The following is an 18,416-nucleotide window of genomic DNA, read 5'->3' on the forward strand; positions in this document are numbered from 1 at the left end:
CGGTCAGGATCCGATATAGGCTTTGATGCGCGGCTTTGAAATGGCCTCAGATATCGGCAGGCGTCAGGAAGGCTTCGAGATAGCCGGTGCCTGGCGCAGCCTCGGCAAGTCTGCCGTTGAACCGGACCACCGCAAGTGCGGAGGTCGGGAAGCCGTGGTTCAGCATGGCCCGCGCGGTCTCGTCGCCGTCGCCTGAGAGCGCCATGGCGAGATCCTCAATCATCGGATTGTGGCCGATGACGAGCAAGGCATCCAGCCCGCCATTCTGCCGGATGGCAGTGAGGTATGCGGCGGCATCGTCGCTGTAGAGGGTGTCACAGAACAGCACCCGGCCCGTGTCCGTATGGCCAGCCAAGCTTTCCAGCGTCTGGCGGGCGCGCCTGGCGCTTGAGCAAAGGGTGAGGGCCGGTGCATATTTGCGCGAACGCATCAGCACGCCCATCGCTTCGGAATCGGCGAAGCCGGATGGATCGAGCGGGCGGTCGAAGTCAGCCACGCCAGGCAGCGCCCAGCCGGCCTTCGCATGCCTCAGGAGGTAAAGTCTGATCACCGGGTCCCCGTTGTGCCGGGCACCGAACCCGTCAGCACGCCGCAGGATTTGCCATCAGAAGAGCTCCGTGCGCAATGGCAAGCACCCCTCAAGCATAGCGAATCATGTACGGATTCGGTCGTATTCTTCGCAAAAAGGGCATCGCCGATGCTGGTTTGTCCGAGACTAACAATTGCGTGAAACTGTTGTCGATTGACCTTGTGCAGCTTTCGGTCCGCGAATATATAGGCGCCAAATTTGGGGTTTGTTGGGTGAGTCGAATGAACGACATCGTTACCGCCGATTACGTGCCCTCCGAAGACGAGCCGTTCATGAACGAGCGGCAGAAATCCTACTTTCGCATGAAGCTCGTCACCTGGAAGAACGACATCTTGCGCGAAGCGCGCGAAACTCTCGAAATCCTGCAGCAGGAAAACGCCAACCACCCCGACCTCGCCGATCGCGCCTCCTCCGAAACCGACCGCGCCATCGAACTTCGCGCCCGCGATCGCCAGCGAAAACTCATCTCCAAGATCGATTCGGCCCTCCAGCGCCTTGACGAAGGCACTTACGGTTATTGCGAGGAGACGGGCGAGCCGATCGCGCTGAAGCGGCTCGACGCGCGCCCGATCGCCACCTTGTCGATCGAGGCACAGGAGCGCCATGAGCGGCGCGAGAAGGTCTACCGCGACGACTGAGTCGCCGGGAAAAACAGCGGCATCGGTAAAGCGTTCACAATGGCCGGTTTTCCGGCCATTTTCATTGGCCGTTCGCTATCGGCCTATCTTTTCTGATTGGACAACTCGCCGAGGAGCTTCGTCATCTCGTCGTCGAGAGAGGGCGATGCCTTCGCCACCGGCTTGCTCGGCGTTTGGCTGAAGCGTGGCTCGTCGAGGGAAACCTCCAGCTCCTTCATCAGCGCATCGTCAATCGACTCGTGCTGTGCCGGCGGCTCGTATCTTGCCGGGGAGTCCTGTCTTGCCGGCGGCTGCGCATGCCGCGAGGCATTGGCGTTGACGGATCCATAACTTGGCAACGGTGTGACGTTCGATGCCGGTTTCGGCGCCGGCGCCGGCATTGTTGCCGGCATCGTCGCCGTCTGGCGGGCTTGGACAGGGGTCGCGGTTACGCTTGCCGGCTGCGGTGGCGCTTGCCTCACCGGCGCGGCTGTGGTCGAAGCAGACCTTGCTGCCGGCTGGTGGCCGTTGTCTCCGGTCAATGCCGGGCGCCGCAACGCCGAGAGCCTGATGTCGCGCTCGACGACGACGTCGGTCGGACCACCGATCAAGAGCAGGTGCTCGATATCGTCACGGCGCACCAGCACCAGCCGCCGGTGACTGTCGACCGCTGTGGCATCCATGACAGCCAGCCGCGTCTTGCGGTTCCTGCCGCCGGCGACGAATGTCCCGAACGTCAGGCTGCGGATCAGCCTGATGATAAGAAGAATGATGAGCAGAAGGACAAGTACTGCAAACGTCCATAGGATTGCTGCGGCATAACCAGGACCCGCCACGCCATCCAGCCATTGCAGCATTGGTTCCCCCAAAATCAGCTTTCGAAGAGAAGCGACACTAGACTGTTGCGGCAGGCCACCGCAAGTTGCCTTTCACGCTTCGTGAACAGCTTGAAACGCCGGGAGCCGAACGGCGTCATTTTTAGCGGACATCTGCAGCCGGGCCTTTTCCCAACCCTGAGAATATGATTCAACCGACACCGGAATTCACGAGCAGGGGGCACATGGCCAAGGAAGCGCGCGGCGATTTCTATCCGGTACCTATCGTCGACCAGAACACGCGACCGGGAGCGGTCACCCGGCTCATCGTCTTCATCGTCGTCCTGACTGGGGCAGCGATCGTCTTCGGCCTTTTCCGCGAGCGCCTTGGCGATCCATTCCTGCTTGGCATGCTTGGCGTGCTGGCGATGATCGGCGTCGGCTTTCTATTCGCCACTGCGATCGGCTTCGTGCACATCACGCCGCGCTCGACAAGCGACGAACTGTCGAAAGCTTTCGTCGATTCGATGTCGCAAGGTCTCCTGGTCACCGACACCAAAGGCCGTATCATCTACGCCAACCGGACCTATGCCGATATGACGGGTGCCGAGTCGGCCGCCGACCTCAAGACCGTCGAAGGTTTGCTTTCAGACGTTCCCGAGGCCTCGGTGACCATATACCGGCTGGCGTCCGGCCTGCGGGACGGCCAGCCGGGCGACGGCGAGTTTCGGCTCGCGCAGTCCATTCGGCCAGGCGCCGAACCGGGCGCGCGCTGGTACCGCGTTCGGGCCCGCGCCTTCAGCGTTCCCGGCCAGCGGCTGCCCATGCTTGCCTGGCAGCTTGCCGATATCTCGCGGGAACGGGCCGAGCAGGAGCGGTTCTTTCTCGACCTCCAAAAGGCGATCGATCACCTCGACCATGCGCCGGCCGGTTTCTTTTCGGCCGACCAGGAAGGCCGCGTCACCTATATCAACGCGACTCTTGCGGAGTGGCTGGGCATCGACCTGGCCAGCTTCACTCCCGGCGCCATCACGCTGCCGGAGATCGTCGCCGGGGACGGCATGGCGCTGGTCCGTTCGGTCAAGGCCGACGCTGGTACCACGCGCAATGCCGTTATCGACCTCGATCTGACGACGATGACCGGCGAGGCGCTGCCGGTGCGCTTCATGCATCGTGTCTCGGCCAGCCGAGAGGGTCTCAACGGCCCGACTCGCACCATCGTGCTCAACCGGACGCAAGGCGAGGACGCTTCGGCCGACCTCCGCGCATCGGAAATACGCTTCACGCGGTTCTTCAACTCGACGCCGATGGCGATAGCCGGCGTCGACCATGCCGGCCGCATCCTGCGCACCAATGCGCCATTCCTGTCGCTGTTTTCCTCGGTCGTCGACCGCGACGCGGTCGATCGGCGTGTGCGGCTGGATACGGTGATCCACGAGCGCGACCGGCCGGCTTTCGCCGCGGCCTTTGAAAAGGCACGCCAGCAACAGGCTGACATCGAGCCGATCGATACGGTGCTGCCCGGCAATGAGGAGCGCCACATACGCTTCTACGTCAACGCGGTCGCAGACGGTACCGGTGGCGAGGGCGCCGAGGAATCGGCCATCGTCTATGCCGTGGAGACTACTGAGCAAAAGGCCCTCGAGGGCCAGATGGCGCAGAGCCAGAAGATGCAGGCGGTCGGCCAACTCGCCGGCGGCATCGCGCATGATTTCAACAATGTGCTGACCGCCATCATCATGGCCTCGGACCTGCTGTTGACCAACCACCGGCCGTCCGATCCGTCATTCCCGGACATCATGAACATCAAGCAGAATGCCAACCGGGCGGCCTCGCTGGTGCGGCAGTTGCTGGCCTTCTCGCGCAAGCAGACGCTGCGGCCGGAGGTGCTCAACCTGACCGACGTGCTCGCCGATCTCAGAATGCTGCTTGCCCGGCTGGTCGGCAACGATATCAAGCTCAAGATCGACCATGGCCGCGACCTGTGGCCGGTCAGGGTCGATATCGGGCAGTTCGAGCAAGTGGTGGTCAATCTGGTGGTCAATGCGCGCGATGCGATGCCGGCCGGCGGCGACCTCACGGTGCGCACCCGCAACGTCAGCGCCGGAGAGTGCAAGACCTTTTCCTACCGCGAACTTACTCCGGCCGACTATGTGCTGGTCGAGGTCGAGGACAGCGGCAGCGGCATCGCGCCTGATGTGCTGAAAAAGATCTTCGAGCCCTTCTTCACGACAAAGGAGGTTGGCAAGGGAACCGGACTCGGCCTGTCCATGGTCTATGGCATCATCAAGCAGACAGGCGGCTTCATCTTCTGCGATTCCGAAGTCGGCAAGGGATCCGTGTTCCGCATCTTCCTGCCGCGGCACATTGCGGAGGCAAGGAAGGCGGGCGAGGCTGGAGAAGTGCCGGCCGCCCCCGCCAAGATCGCCGACTCAGCCAAGGATCTGTCGGGCTCGGCCACGGTGCTGCTGGTCGAGGACGAGGACGCCGTGCGCATGGGCGGCATGCGGGCGCTGAAATCGCGCGGCTACACCGTCCACGAGGCGTCGTCGGGCGTCGAGGCGCTTGAAGTCTACGAAGCGCTCGGCGGCAAGGTCGACGTCGTGGTGTCGGACGTGGTGATGCCGGAAATGGACGGCCCGACGCTGCTTGGCGAATTGCGCAAACGGCAGCCCGACATCAAGTTCATCTTCGTGTCCGGCTATGCCGAAGACGCGTTCGCCAAGAACTTGCCGGCCGACGCGCATTTCGGCTTCTTGCCGAAGCCGTTTTCGCTCAAGCAATTGGCCACGATCGTAAAGGACATGCTGGAATCCTGACCGCTTCCAACGCTCCGCTTGCGCAATGTCGTGAGACTGCCATGATTGCAGGCGAAACGGGCGACGGGTTTTGGAAAGCATGCCGTGACGCCACACAACGAGGCTAGCAAAGGCGACTACGCAAGCACGGTGCTGCTGCCGGGCGACCCGCAGCGCGCTGAATGGATGGCGGAGACCTTTCTGGAAGCGCCGCGCTGCGTCAACCGCCGCCGCGGCGCGCTCGGCTTTACCGGGTTGTTTCGCGGCAAGCCTGTCAGCGTCCAGTCCACCGGCATCGGCGTCCCGTCATTCCTGGTCTACGTGCACGAGCTGCTGGATTTCTACGGTGCGAAAACGTTGATCCGCACCGGCACCTGCGGTGGCCTGACCGCCGAGACGGCGCTGCGCAGCCTGGTGATCGCACAATCGGTGCGTGGCGAAAATGCGGAGAGCGGCCAGGTTTTTGGGCTCTATCGTGCCGATGCCGGCCCCGATCCGGCATTTTTGGCCCAGGCGTTGGCCCGGGCTGCGGAACTCGGCATCGACCATCGGGCCGGGCTGACGATCTGCAGCGACATTTTTTATCATCCGCTGGGGCGCGAACGCTTTGCCGAAGCACAGGCACAGGGGGCGCTCGCCGTGGATATGGAAACCAGCGCACTCTACCGCATTGCGGCCGATTTCGGCGCCCGGGCGCTGTCGATCCTGACCGTCGTCGACAATGTGGCAACCGGCGAGCAGACCGACTATTCCGAACGCCAGGGCCTTTTCACCGATATGACCCGGCTGGCGCTCGACATGGCGGCGGAGAGCTAGGCGGCTTCTACTTCGGAGTAGGGAAGCTCGCCAGGTTCCGTACTTTTCAACGCTTCGTGCAGGTCGAGGCGGTAAAGGCGCCGTCTGGCTGCTTCATGATGATGTCGAAGGACGGGGTGGTTCCGCTTTCCAGCGTCGCTTGCGTAAGCGAGATCGAGTTGCCACCGCTGGTGTAGCCGCCCAGCGGACCCAGCCAGGTAATCACCCCGTCTGCATCCATCTGGTAGTTATAACTCTGCGGCGCGGTGCCGAAGCTAACCGGACCGCCATAGACGTTTCCCTTGATGGTAATGTCGCCGAGGCTGAGAAACATGCCCAGCAGATAGACTTCGCAATGATAGGAGCCGTCCGGCAGCTTGCCGTCGCTGAAGCCGGTGCGCGCTACGGTCGTCGTCGCCAGCAGAAGCATGGTGATGAAAATGCAAGACGTTCGGAAGGCCATGGCGTCGCTCGTTTAAGGGTTCGAACTTGCCCCATTTCGCTGCGGCGCTGCAATCCTCGCCAGTGCTCATATGATGCTGCTCAAAATTCGGGCATTTGCCTGTATATGAGTAAAACTTAGGCTGATACGAGTGATCTTTTCTCATTTCAAACCTGGCAGGCGAGGTTCATCTCCTGCGGCTAATACATTAACCGACTGACAGGGCTGGGAAATCTCAAACCCTCCGATCTTTCGCCGGTGATTGGCACAGCCGTTGCATGGTCTGTTCCGATGCAGTTAACCAGCTTGGGAGTTTAAAAGTATGAGGGGCAGTTTCTCGACAATAACAAAAATGTTTTCGGCCGGCGTGGTCACCGCCGGCCTGCTGATGAGCGTTCCCGCCAAGGCGGCCGACGACACCATCAAGGTCGGCATCCTCCATTCGCTGTCGGGAACCATGGCGATCTCGGAGACGACGCTGAAGGACGCCATGCTGATGCTCATCGAAGAGCAGAATGCCAAGGGTGGCCTGCTCGGCAAGACGCTCGAGGCGGTGGTCGTCGATCCGGCTTCCAACTGGCCGCTGTTCGCCGAAAAGGCGCGCGAGCTGATCTCCAAGGACAAGGTCGCGGCGGTGTTCGGCTGCTGGACCTCGGTGTCGCGCAAATCGGTGCTGCCGGTGTTCAGCGAACTCGACAACATCCTTTTCTATCCCGTCCAGTATGAGGGCGAGGAGAGCGAACGCAACGTGTTCTACACCGGTGCGGCGCCGAACCAGCAAGCCATTCCCGCGGTCGACTATCTGATGAGCGAGGACGGCGGTTCGGTGAAGCGCTGGGTTCTCGAAGGCACCGACTACGTCTACCCGCGCACCACTAACAAAATCCTCGAGGCCTATCTGAAGGCCAAGGGCGTCGCTGCGGAAGACATCATGGTCAACTACACGCCGTTCGGCTTCTCCGACTGGCAGACCGAAGTTTCGGCGATCAAGAAGTTCGGCTCGGCCGGCAAGAAGACCGCCGTGGTCTCGACCGTCAATGGCGACGCCAACGTGCCGTTCTACAAGGAGCTCGGCAACCAGGGCATCAAGGCCGAGGACATCCCGGTCATGGCCTTCTCGGTCGGCGAGGAAGAGCTTGCCGGTCTGGACACTGCGCCGCTGGTCGGCCATCTCGCCGCCTGGAACTATTTCGAGAGCGTCGACACGCCCGAGAACGCGAAGTTCATCGCCGACTGGCACAAATTCATCAAGAACGACAAGCGCACCACCAACGACCCGATGGAAGCCCATTATATCGGCTTCAACATGTGGGTGAAGGCGGTCGAGAAGGCCGGCACCACCGATCCGGACAAGGTAATCGACGCCATGGTCGGCGTCTCGGTGCCGAACCTGACCGGCGGTTATTCGACGATGATGCCGAACCATCACATTACCAAGCCGGTGCTGATCGGCGAAATCCAGGCCGACGGCCAGTTCGAAACCGTTTCGCAGACGCCCGGCCTGGTGATGGGCGACGAGTGGTCCGACTATCTGCCTGACTCCAAGGACCTGATCTCCGATTGGCGCGCGCCTCTGTCCTGCGGCAACTTCAACGTTGCCACCGGCAAATGCGGCGGCAAGGGAACCAACTGATCCTCCCGGTCTGTCCTCCCAGACCCGCAAGCCTCCGGGCAGGCTCCTCCTCCAGCCTGCCCGGAGGCGACATTCAATCTTCATGAGCCACCAGAAACCAATGATCCTGATCCGCGCGATTGGCCTGATGCTGCTCCTTCTCCTGGGGATGCTGCTGCCGTCGAACGCCAGCGAAGCAGATCTGCGCGTGGTCATCGCCAAATTCGCTACCGCCGCCAATTTTCCGGCGATAGAAGCCGTGGTGCGGGAGCTTGCGGCTTCCGGCGATCCGGCCGTAGAACGGCCGCTTGCCGCGCTTGCGGAGGGCAGCCTTTACGTGCGCAAGGCCGATTCACTGGTCTTTGTCGGCAAGGAGAGCGGCGACGGCATCGAGCTGCTCGATGCGCTTACCGGCGAAAGATCGGGCGAAGCTGCCAAGGCCGACATCACCAAGATCAAGGTCAACAACACGCTGCGCCGCGTTATCCGCGACGCGCTGGGCACACTGACGCTTGGCTCCAAGGATCCGGCCGTGCGCATTGCCGCCGCCGACACAATGTTCAAGACGCCGGACGCGGCAAACATCGAGCCGCTCGACACCGCGATCGCAAATGAGAGCGTGGCAAGCGTCAAGGCGCTGCTAGAACAGGCCCGCGCCGCGTCGATTCTCGTTTCCGACAGGCCGGAGGCCGACAAACTGGCGGCAATCGGGCTCATCGGTGCGCGCAGCGACCGCGATGCGGTGTCGCTGCTCACGTCGGTAGAGGCCAATTCCGAAGGTGCGGTGAAGGACGCGGCGACGGCTGCGATCGCCAACATCAATTCGACGCTGGCGCTGTGGGATGCCGGCCAGAATATCTGGTATGGCATATCGCTTGGATCGGTGCTGCTGCTGGCGGCGATTGGCCTGGCCATCACCTTCGGCGTCATGGGCGTCATCAACATGGCGCATGGCGAGATGGTCATGCTCGGCGCCTACACGACCTTCGTCGTGCAGGAGGTTATCCGCAATTCCTTTCCCGGCCTGTTCGACTGGTCGCTGGTCATCGCCCTGCCGCTGGCCTTCCTGGTGGCGGCGCTCGTCGGCCTTGTCATCGAGCGCGGGCTGATCCGCTTCCTCTATGGACGGCCGCTGGAGACGCTGCTGGCGACATGGGGTGTGTCGCTGATCCTGCAGCAGGCCGTACGCACCATCTTCGGGCCGACCAACCAGGAGGTAGGCAACCCGTCATGGATGTCCGGCTCGTTCAATATCGGCCAGCTTGCCGTGACCTGGAACCGGCTCTGGATCCTGGTATTCGCGCTCGGCGTGTTCGCGGTGCTGCTCTACGTGATGAAACGCACGCCCTGGGGGCTGCAGATGCGTGCCGTCACCGCCAATCGCCGCATGGCCGCCTCGATGGGCATCAGGACGCCTTGGGTCGATGCGCTAACGTTTGCACTCGGCTCCGGCATTGCCGGCATCGCCGGTGTCGCGCTCAGCCAGATCGACAACGTCTCGCCCAATCTCGGCCGCGGCTACATCATCGACAGCTTCATGGTCGTCGTTTTCGGCGGTGTCGGCAATCTTTGGGGCACGCTGGTCGGCGCTTTCTCGCTCGGCATCGTCAACAAGTTCCTCGAACCTTATGCCGGAGCAGTGCTCGGCAAGATCGTCGTCCTGGTGCTGATCATCCTGTTCATCCAGAAACGCCCGCGCGGTCTGTTCGCGCTAAAGGGCAGGTCGGTGGAAGCATGATCACGGGACGCTTCTTTGCCGCCGGCGCCGACCGCCGCGTCGCCATCACCATCTTCATCCTACTGGCGGTTGCAATCGTCGTGCCGCTGCTCAATCTTGCGGTCTCGCCGACAAGTGCGTTTTACGTGCCGTCCTATATCGTCGCGCTCACCGGCAAATACCTCTGCTATGCACTGCTCGCCTTGGCGCTCGATCTCGTCTGGGGCTATTGCGGCATCCTCTCGCTCGGCCACGGCGCCTTCTTCGCACTCGGCGGCTATGCGATGGGCATGTATCTGATGCGCCAGATCGGCTCGCGAGGCGTCTACGGCAATCCGTTGCTGCCGGATTTCATGGTGTTCCTTAACTACAAGGAATTGCCATGGTTCTGGTATGGTTTCGACCATTTCTGGTTTGCCGCGGTCATGGTGCTTGCGGTGCCCGGCCTGCTCGCCTTCGTCTTCGGCTGGTTTGCCTTCCGCAGCCGCGTCACCGGCGTCTACCTGTCGATCATCACCCAGGCGATGACCTATGCGCTGCTGCTTGCCTTTTTCCGCAACGACATGGGTTTCGGCGGCAATAACGGCCTGACTGATTTCAAGGACATTTTGAGCTTCAACGTGCAGGCCGACATGACGCGCTCGGCGCTGTTCGCGGCCAGCGCCGTCATGCTGGCGTTTGCCGTCTTCGTCACCTGGGCAATCGTCGGTTCCAAGTACGGCAAGCTTTTGATGGCGGTGCGCGACGCCGAAAGCCGCACACGCTTCCTCGGCTGGCGGGCGGAGAACGTCAAACTGTTCGCATTCACCCTGTCGGCGGTGATGGCCGGCATCGCCGGTGCGCTTTACGTGCCGCAGGTCGGCATCATCAACCCTGGCGAATTCGAGCCGTCCAATTCGATCGAGGTGGTGGTGTGGGCGGCCGTCGGCGGGCGCGGCACTATCGTCGGGCCGATCATCGGCGCGCTTCTGGTCAATGCCGGTAAATCCTGGTTCACCGGCGTGCTGCCTGAATTCTGGCTGTTTGCGCTGGGCGGACTGTTTGTCGCCGTCACGCTGTTCCTGCCCAAGGGCATCATCGGCATGTGGGATTCCTGGCGCGGCAACGCCAAGGCGCTGCGGGCGGCCTCGGTTGCCGAGGAAGTCGGCATCGATCCCGATGCGCCGGTGCCGCCGAAAACCGACCGCTCGGCGGCGAGAAGGCCGGGCGACTGGTCGGCCTCCGGCGCCGAACCGCAGCCGGCGGAGTGATGGCCTGATGTCGAAGAGCAACACCATCCTCTATCTCGACGGCGTGTCGGTTTCCTTCGACGGGTTTCGCGCCATCAACAACCTTTCGCTGGTGCTCGACAAGGGCGAGATGCGGGCGATCATCGGCCCCAACGGCGCAGGAAAGACGACGATGATGGACATCGTCACCGGCAAGACGCGGCCCGACGCGGGTGAGGTTTTCTTCAACGGTGAGGTCGACCTAACCAAACACGACGAGGCCGAAATCGCCATGATGGGCATCGGCCGTAAATTCCAGAAGCCGACCGTCTTCGAAAGCCACACGATCGAGGACAATCTGATGCTGGCGCTGAAAGGCCCGCGCTCGATCTTCCCGGCATTGTTCCATCGTCGTTCGGCCGCGGACGTGCGGCAGATCGACGACATCCTCGGCATCATTCGGCTTGGCGACAAGCGTGACGAACTCGCCGCCAATCTGAGCCACGGCCAAAAGCAATGGCTCGAGATCGGCATGCTTCTGGCGCAGGATCCGAAGCTGCTGCTGGTCGACGAACCGGTTGCCGGCATGACCGACGCCGAGACCGAGGAAACCGCGCGGCTGCTCAGGGACATCGCGCGCGACCATTCTGTCATTGTCGTCGAGCACGACATGCATTTCGTGCGCGAGCTCGGCGTCAAGGTCACCTGCCTGCACGAAGGCTCGGTGCTTTCCGAGGGCAGTCTCGACTTCGTTTCGGCCGACGAGCGCGTCGTCGAAGTCTATCTGGGGAGATGAACATGGTCTGGCGCGTTCCGTTCCATCATTTCGACCTTTCGTTCTTCACGCGTTGGAGAAAGCGCTGACCATGCTCGAAGTCTCCAATGCCACGCTGCACTACGGCGCTGCCCAGGCGCTGCGCGGCGTCTCGCTGAAGGCCGGCGCCGGCAAGATCACCTGCGTGCTCGGCCGCAACGGCGTCGGCAAGACCAGTTTGATGAGATCGATCGTCGGCCATCACCGGCTGACGAGCGGAAGCGTTGCCTTCGAGGGGAAGGCGCTCGACCGGAGCGCGGCGTATGATCGCGCCCGGTCGGGCATCGCATTCGTGCCGCAGGGCAGGGAGATATTTCCGCTGCTTACGGTGCGGGAAAATCTCGAATCCGGTTTTGCGCCGTTGAAGCGCGCCGATCGCAACATTCCCGCTCACGTCTTCGAATTGTTTCCGGTGCTGAAGCAGATGCTCGCGCGCCGCGGCGGCGATCTTTCCGGCGGCCAGCAGCAGCAGCTTGCCATCGGCAGGGCGCTGGTGATGCGGCCGAAGCTGCTGGTGCTCGACGAGCCGACCGAAGGCATCCAGCCGTCGATCATCAAGGACATCGGCCGCGCCGTCCGCTATCTGCGCGACCAGGCCGGCATTGCGGTGCTTTTGGTCGAACAATATCTCGATTTCTGCCGGGAATTGGCCGACGAGGTCAATATCATGGACCGCGGCCAGATCGTCCATACCGGCCCCGCCGAGGATCTCGACCGGGCGGACGTCCGCAAATTCCTGACTGTCTGAATTCTTATTGATTCCATTGGTTTGCAACTCTGGCGCGCCGAAGATTGCGTGCTAGATTTTGCTTGGCCTTGGTGAGTCGGCCGCTTTCCGTACCAGTTCCAATTTGGCAGATCAGGGGAAGGCGCGGGCCGCGCCGGCACGCTTGCGCGCAAGCCGTTCCAACGATCTGTTGTCGTCCAACATTTCGGGTGCTTGGGAGCCAGGGCCAGACGATGGAGCGCTATGTCGAGGACTACCAGAAACGACGGCTCACGGAGCGCGTCGATATCCTGACAGCCATCAACATTCTGAAATCGCAGGGGTATGACCACGACGAACTCATCGCGGAGATCACCAAGGTCTTCTATGTCGATCTCGATGCTTTCAACGAGATCGTCAGGGTTGATCGGCGTCCGGACGAACGCGCCGCATAGCCGGTAGTTTAGGACCAAGCCAGGCGGACCACCGACAGCGGGGCGTCAGCCTGCGACCCGCTTCATCAGCGCGATGGCGCCGAATGGAGCGCGGACCTTGCCCTCGGTGATGAAGTAGACGAACACATCGCGTGGCTTGACCGGCGCGTCGGTTGAAGGATCGGCGCGCGATAGGTCGGCCGGCACCTTGCCTTCCGCCCAGGTTTTTGCGCGCGCCGCCCATTCGTCGAGCGCCTTTGGCGTATAGCAATCGGGATTGTCGTCGCTGCCGGTCTGCAGCCGCGCATAGATGAAATCGCCGGTAACGTCGGCAATCCCCGGATATTTGGCGTGGTCGGCATAGACGATGGCGGCCTTGTGCTTTCGCGCCAAGGCGGCGAACTCCGGCACGACGAAGCTGTCGTTGCGCACCTCGACCGCGTGGCGCAGCGCAACGCCGTCCTGCTTTTCCGGCAACAGCTTGAGGAAGGCCTCGAAATCGTCTGGGTCGAATTTCTTGGTCGGCGCGAACTGCCACAGGATCGGCCCGAGCTTGTCGCCAAGTGCCGCGACGCCCGACCCGAGGAAGCGCATGATCGATTCCCCGGCCTCGCCGAGCACGCGGCGGTTGGTGACGAAGCGGTTGCCCTTCAGCGAATAGACGAAACCATCCGGCGCCTCGTTGGCCCATTTGACGAAGATCGGCTCCTTGAAGCTCGAATAATAGGTGCCGTTGACCTCGATAGTGGGCACCTGCCGGCTGGCATAATGCAGTTGCTTGGCCTTCGACAATTTGTCCGGGTAGAAGGACGTGTCCCACGGCTCGAAGGTCCAGCCGCCCATGCCGGCGCGGATTGTTCCTGATTGAGTCATGGTCGTCCTCCCGGTTTGCAGAAAAGGATCACGCGATGGCGGTCGTCTCGACGGCTTTCGCCATGTCGACGACCGTCCATCCTGGCCGATATGGATTGGGCCGGCGACCCGTTTCGCGAAAGCCGTAGGCCTTATACAACGAAACGTTCCGTTCCATTCTGGCATTGGTGTAGAGTCGGATTTCAGGCAAGCTCCACAGGCGCGTCTGCTGCTCGGCCCAGTCGAGCAGCCCGATGCCGAAACCCTTGCCCTGAAAGGCGGGCGCAACGGCGACGCTGAAGATCATTGTATGGTCCGCATGTCGTTCGAGAACGATCAAGCCGGCCGGCTGTCCGTCCTGCTCCGAAAGCCAGACCTCGCCGCGTTCTATGCGCGGCGCATAGTCCTCGGTGACGGGGATCGGCGGCGCTCCGAACAGGGCAGTGTAGGGCGCGTAGGCGTCGGTGGTGAGCGAGATGACGGCAGGCAGGTCAGGGTGGTGAGCGCTTCTGGGCTTCAAGAGATATGCCGCTTGTTGGGTCAAGGTCATCATTCACACCCTTCAGTTTTCATAGCGTTCTAGGAGGTACTTCCTTAGCAAGAAGTTCAAATTCATATCTGGTTGCGTGGCTCCGGATGAGGCGCTGTATAAGAACGATCAAAATTCCTGTCGCAAATCTAAGGCTGTCATATTCCTCACTAGGTCGATTTGACTGATCATCGTCATCTCTAAAGGCAGATCTTATCTGTCTATTCCCGTGAATCATCTTTGAACGATAGCTATACATCTGCTCGGCGGACTGGAGGAGCCAGTCGCATTTTTCGTGTCCCCTAAAGAGAGCGTCAAGCTTGCCCTTTAACTGCCCGATCGAGGATCGGCCAGCATCAACGAGTAACGCCTCCAAAGCCGCAACAGCCCAAACCAGATCAGAAATCTCGTCATTGCGAAAAGTTCTGACGAACAGCCTAGTGAAGTAGTTCAAAGCCCTCGAAGCGGGCGTATCGCTTCGTCCGGAGAACATGCCGTTTTGTGTACAAACCCAATTAAGAGCTGCTTCTGGTTTGATTTGACGATCGGGCGGAAATCCACTTTCTACCATATAATCTACCCATTCGTTGACTACGGAAACATATGATGATGAATGGTGATGGCGTCTTCCATCGACTAACCAGACGTTTTTCATGGTATTGAAGCCGCCAGGGAATGCCAAGCTCAGCGAAAGGATGTATGTTTGAACGTCTAAATCGAGAAGAGATGGCATCACAGATACCCATATACTTTTAAGTTCTTCGTCGCTATACGATGTTTCACTTCCATCGCTTTTTTTAATATCGAATTCAGCCCTTCCAGGAAAATTGAAACTTGATTCAAATCGCAAAACAGTATCGCCGGAGTTGAACACAAATTGGTCTTGAAAGTAGCGGCGTTTTGTAGAGGCCGAACACTGCTCGACCCAAACGCGAAGCGATTTGCCCCGGTGCCCCTCAGAGCCCAGGATGTTCATTGTCCTTGGCGTCGACAGATAAGCAATGGTGTCACAATAGACGTCATAGTGAAAATTCGTGTGAAACTTCATCGGCGGATAGAGGGCAAAGAGTGCCGTAAACTTCATGTCAAAACCGCCAAATGACGAATTCCCCCGGCGCGTTCTCTCCTGTGCTCATCACTCCGCCGCTTCGCGCTTGCCTCCGGGGCGCCGCTCCAGCAATTCCCTCAGGAACTGCCCGGTATAGCTGCGTTTTTCGCGACCGATGTCCTCAGGCGTGCCGGACGCTACCAGCTCGCCGCCGCCGTCACCACCTTCGGGGCCAAGATCGAGCACCCAGTCAGCGGTCTTGATCACCTCTAGATTGTGCTCGATGACGACGACCGTGTTGCCCTGGTCGACCAGCTCGTGCAGCACTTCAAGCAGCTTGGCGACGTCGTGGAAATGCAGGCCGGTGGTTGGCTCATCGAGAATGTAGAGCGTCTTGCCGGTCGCTTTGCGCGACAGTTCCTTGGCAAGCTTGATGCGCTGCGCCTCGCCGCCCGACAAAGTCGTTGCCTGCTGGCCAACATGGATGTAGCCGAGGCCGACCCGTTTCAGCGTCTCCAGCTTGTCGCGCACACCGGGCACGGCGGCGAAGAAATCGACGCCTTCCTCGACCGTCATGTCGAGAACGTCGGCGATTGATTTGCCCTTGAACAGGACGTCGAGCGTCTCGCGGTTGTAGCGCTTGCCGTGGCAGACGTCGCAGGTGACATAGACGTCGGGCAGGAAATGCATCTCGATCTTGATGACGCCGTCGCCCTGGCAAGCCTCGCAGCGGCCGCCCTTGACGTTGAACGAGAAGCGGCCCGGCTGGTAGCCGCGCGCCTTGGCCTCCGGCAGGCCGGCGAACCAGTCGCGGATCGGCGTGAAGGCGCCGGTGTAGGTGGCGGGGTTGGAGCGCGGGGTGCGCCCGATCGGCGACTGGTCGATATCGATGACCTTGTCGAGGAATTCGAGCCCCTCGATGCGGTCGTGCTCGGCCGGATGCTCGCGCGAGCCCATGATGCGGCGCGACGCCGCCTTGAACAAGGTCTCGATCAGGAAGGTCGACTTGCCGCCGCCGGATACGCCGGTGACGGCGGTAAAGGTGCCGAGCGGGATTTCGGCGGTGACGTTCTTCAGATTGTTGCCGCGCGCGCCGACGACCTTCAGCCGGCGGTTCTTCTTGGCCTCACGCCGCGCTGCCGGCGTCGCCACTTCGAGCTCGCCCGACAGATATTTACCGGTGATCGAAGCGGGCGTCGCCATGATCTGCTGCGGCGTGCCCTGGGCGATGATGTGGCCGCCATGAATGCCGGCCGCCGGGCCGATATCGACGACGTAGTCGGCATGCAGGATGGCGTCCTCGTCATGCTCGACGACGATGACCGTGTTGCCGATGTCGCGCAGATGCTTCAGCGTGTCGAGCAGGCGGGCATTGTCGCGCTGGTGCAGGCCGATCGACGGCTCGTCGAGCACATAGAGCACGCCGGTCAGGCCGGAGCCGATCTGCGAAGCCAGCCGGATGCGCTGGCTCTCGCCGCCCGACAACGTGCCGGAGTTGCGCGACAGCGTCAGATAGTCGAGACCGACATCGTTGAGGAAGCGCAGCCGCTCGCGGATTTCCTTGAGCACGCGCACCGCAATCTCGTTCTGCTTGTCGTTGAGCGAAGCGGGCAGATCGGTGAACCACTGGTCGGCCTTGCGGATGGACAGCTCGGTGACCTCGCCAATGTGCTTGCCGGCGATCTTGACCGCGAGCGCCTCGGGCTTCAGCCGATAGCCGCGGCAGGCCGGGCAGGGCGTGGCCGACATGAAGCGCTCGATCTCCTCGCGCATCCAGGCGGATTCGGTTTCCTTCCAGCGGCGCTCGAGATTGGGGATGACGCCCTCGAAGGTTTTCGTCGTTTTGTAGGAGCGCAGACCGTCATCATAATGGAAGGTGATTTCGCGCTCGCCGGTGCCGTGCAGGACGGCTTGCTTTGCCTCCTCGCTCAAATCCTTGAACTTGTCGCCGAGCTTGAAGCCATAGGCAATGCCCAGCGCTTCCAACGTCTGCGCATAGTAGGGCGAGCTCGACTTCGCCCAAGGGCTGACGGCGCCGGCGCGCAGCGAGACATTCTCGTCGGGCACGACCAGGCTGGCATCAATGGCGCGTTGGCTGCCGAGCCCGTCGCAGGTCGGGCAGGCGCCGAACGGATTGTTGAAGGAGAATAGCCTGGGCTCGATCTCGGGAATGGTGAAGCCGGATACCGGGCAGGCGAACTTTTCCGAGAACAGCATGCGTTCATGCGTCTCGTTCTTCGATTTGTTGACCGAATCCTCGCCGGTCTGGCTGGCGTCGAGCGGCTTGTCGGCAAATTCCGCCACTGCCAGCCCGTCGGCCAGCTTCAGCGCGGTCTCGATGGAATCGGCGAGCCGCGTCGCCAGATCGCCGCGCACGACGATGCGGTCGACGACGACGTCGATGTCGTGCTTGTACTTCTTGTCCAGCGCCGGCACGTCGGCGATCTCATAGAAGACGCCATCGACTTTGACGCGCTGAAAACCCTTCTTCTGCAGCTCCAGCAGTTCCTTGCGGTACTCGCCTTTGCGGCCGCGCACCATCGGCGCCAGAATGAACAGCCGGGTGCCTTCCTCGACAGCAAGCACCCGGTCGACCATCTGCGAAACCGTCTGGCTCTCGATCGGCAGGCCGGTGGCCGGTGAATAGGGTACACCGACGCGGGCGAACAAAAGCCGCATATAATCGTAGATCTCGGTGACGGTGCCGACCGTCGAACGTGGGTTCTTCGAGGTGGTCTTCTGCTCGATGGAGATGGCCGGCGACAGGCCGTCGATCTGGTCGACGTCAGGCTTCTGCATCATTTCGAGGAATTGCCGTGCATAGGCCGAAAGGCTCTCGACGTAGCGGCGCTGGCCCTCGGCGTAGATGGTGTCGAAGGCAAGCGACGACTTGCCCGACCCCGACAGGCCGGTCATGACGATCAGGCTGTCACGCGGCAGGTCGAGATCGACATTCTTCAGATTGTGTTCGCGTGCCCCGCGAATGGAGAGATATTTATGGTCGGCCATCGCCGGTCGCCGCCTCAGAATCTGGAATTCGTGGGATGGGCGGGTTTTCCCGACCATCCCCTATGTAGGTAATTTCGCCGCCTTTTCGAGAGACGCCACAACTCTCGACCAAAGCGTTTAACCGCCTTTCGCGCGAACGGGCAAGCGGAAAGAACAAAGGCCGAACACGCTCCTGACAAAAGCTGCCCGCGCAGCCGGCTTCACAAAGCGTCTCGCGATCACATTTTTCGGCAACCCGGCTATTCAAGGTTGACGTCCCCGCGTCATGGGGGCAGAATCCAATTGTCAACGAAGCCGGCCGTCTTTCGATGGCCTCGCGGCCTGGGGCTAGCCTGCGAGACGCCGCGGGTTATGCGATGAGCGCTTCGACGACAGTCGCAACGAACAGAAGGAGAGCAGAGGCATGACTCCACCGGATTGTTCCTTGAGGC

At 61.4% G+C, this 18,416-nt stretch carries 16 protein-coding genes; 9 read left to right on the forward strand and 7 right to left on the reverse strand.

All coding sequences use genetic code 11. The features are described from left to right. Positions 1-46: 46 nt before the first annotated feature. A complete protein-coding gene (locus NKJ20_RS03575; protein WP_352742613.1) occupies positions 47-550 on the reverse strand; it encodes a SixA phosphatase family protein in 504 nt (167 codons plus the stop codon). A gap of 260 nt (positions 551-810) precedes the next feature. On the opposite strand from NKJ20_RS03575, the gene dksA reads away from it, so the two are divergent. Then, on the forward strand, positions 811-1,227 hold the full coding sequence (gene dksA / locus NKJ20_RS03580; protein ID WP_023674847.1) for an RNA polymerase-binding protein DksA: 417 nt from the start codon (positions 811-813) through the stop codon (positions 1,225-1,227). Positions 1,228-1,310: 83 nt separating this feature from the next. Here dksA and NKJ20_RS03585 read toward each other — a convergent pair whose 3' ends face one another. Then, entirely contained in the window at positions 1,311-2,063 is a 753-nt protein-coding gene (locus tag NKJ20_RS03585; RefSeq protein WP_352742615.1) for a hypothetical protein, read from the reverse strand. A 203-nt stretch (positions 2,064-2,266) separates the two neighbouring features. Between NKJ20_RS03585 and cckA the strand changes: the two genes are divergently transcribed. Both cckA and NKJ20_RS03595 read left to right on the forward strand, forming a co-directional pair. After that, positions 2,267-4,840 (forward strand): cell cycle histidine kinase CckA, encoded by a 2,574-nt coding sequence (cckA, locus tag NKJ20_RS03590; RefSeq protein WP_352742617.1) that lies wholly within the window; start codon positions 2,267-2,269, stop codon positions 4,838-4,840. Positions 4,841-4,924: 84 nt separating this feature from the next. After that, complete coding sequence (locus NKJ20_RS03595; protein WP_352742619.1) at positions 4,925-5,635, forward strand: purine-nucleoside phosphorylase; 711 nt, start codon at positions 4,925-4,927, stop codon at positions 5,633-5,635. Positions 5,636-5,681: 46 nt separating this feature from the next. Here NKJ20_RS03595 and NKJ20_RS03600 read toward each other — a convergent pair whose 3' ends face one another. Next, the gene (locus tag NKJ20_RS03600; RefSeq protein WP_352742621.1) at positions 5,682-6,077 is read right to left on the reverse strand and encodes a hypothetical protein; all 396 of its coding nucleotides are present in this window, start codon (positions 6,075-6,077) and stop codon (positions 5,682-5,684) included. A gap of 301 nt (positions 6,078-6,378) precedes the next feature. On the opposite strand from NKJ20_RS03600, the gene urtA reads away from it, so the two are divergent. From urtA to NKJ20_RS03630, 6 genes are all read left to right on the forward strand, one after another. Further along, positions 6,379-7,689: an urea ABC transporter substrate-binding protein gene (gene urtA / locus NKJ20_RS03605; RefSeq protein ID WP_352742623.1), complete on the forward strand. Its 1,311-nt coding sequence runs from the start codon at positions 6,379-6,381 to the stop codon at positions 7,687-7,689. A gap of 100 nt (positions 7,690-7,789) precedes the next feature. Beyond that, on the forward strand, positions 7,790-9,406 hold the full coding sequence (gene urtB / locus NKJ20_RS03610) for an urea ABC transporter permease subunit UrtB (protein ID WP_352742799.1): 1,617 nt from the start codon (positions 7,790-7,792) through the stop codon (positions 9,404-9,406). Next, entirely contained in the window at positions 9,403-10,635 is a 1,233-nt protein-coding gene (urtC, locus tag NKJ20_RS03615; RefSeq protein ID WP_352742625.1) for an urea ABC transporter permease subunit UrtC, read from the forward strand. The genes urtB and urtC overlap by 4 nt, the downstream gene beginning before the upstream one ends. A gap of 7 nt (positions 10,636-10,642) precedes the next feature. After that, positions 10,643-11,389, forward strand: a complete 747-nt coding sequence (gene urtD, locus NKJ20_RS03620) for an urea ABC transporter ATP-binding protein UrtD (protein ID WP_023674855.1) — start codon at positions 10,643-10,645, stop codon at positions 11,387-11,389. A 70-nt stretch (positions 11,390-11,459) separates the two neighbouring features. Next, positions 11,460-12,155: an urea ABC transporter ATP-binding subunit UrtE gene (urtE, locus tag NKJ20_RS03625; RefSeq protein WP_023674856.1), complete on the forward strand. Its 696-nt coding sequence runs from the start codon at positions 11,460-11,462 to the stop codon at positions 12,153-12,155. A gap of 212 nt (positions 12,156-12,367) precedes the next feature. Next, positions 12,368-12,568 (forward strand): hypothetical protein, encoded by a 201-nt coding sequence (locus NKJ20_RS03630; protein WP_023674857.1) that lies wholly within the window; start codon positions 12,368-12,370, stop codon positions 12,566-12,568. 45 nt (positions 12,569-12,613) lie between these two features. Here NKJ20_RS03630 and NKJ20_RS03635 read toward each other — a convergent pair whose 3' ends face one another. Genes NKJ20_RS03635 through uvrA form a run of 4 tightly spaced genes read right to left on the reverse strand, consistent with a single transcriptional unit; the run spans position 12,614 to position 17,985 of the window. Continuing rightward, on the reverse strand, positions 12,614-13,420 hold the full coding sequence (locus NKJ20_RS03635; RefSeq protein ID WP_352742627.1) for a DUF72 domain-containing protein: 807 nt from the start codon (positions 13,418-13,420) through the stop codon (positions 12,614-12,616). A 28-nt stretch (positions 13,421-13,448) separates the two neighbouring features. Continuing rightward, positions 13,449-13,919, reverse strand: a complete 471-nt coding sequence (locus NKJ20_RS03640; protein ID WP_502894864.1) for a GNAT family N-acetyltransferase — start codon at positions 13,917-13,919, stop codon at positions 13,449-13,451. Positions 13,920-13,968: 49 nt separating this feature from the next. Further along, a complete protein-coding gene (locus NKJ20_RS03645) occupies positions 13,969-15,012 on the reverse strand; it encodes a hypothetical protein (RefSeq protein ID WP_352742631.1) in 1,044 nt (347 codons plus the stop codon). A gap of 51 nt (positions 15,013-15,063) precedes the next feature. After that, positions 15,064-17,985, reverse strand: a complete 2,922-nt coding sequence (uvrA, locus tag NKJ20_RS03650; protein ID WP_352742633.1) for an excinuclease ABC subunit UvrA — start codon at positions 17,983-17,985, stop codon at positions 15,064-15,066. Between the last annotated feature and the right edge of the window lie 431 nt (positions 17,986-18,416).

It is taken from the genome of Mesorhizobium sp. M0185, assembly GCF_040322175.1.
In the GTDB taxonomy this organism is placed as follows: Bacteria; Pseudomonadota; Alphaproteobacteria; order Rhizobiales; family Rhizobiaceae; genus Mesorhizobium.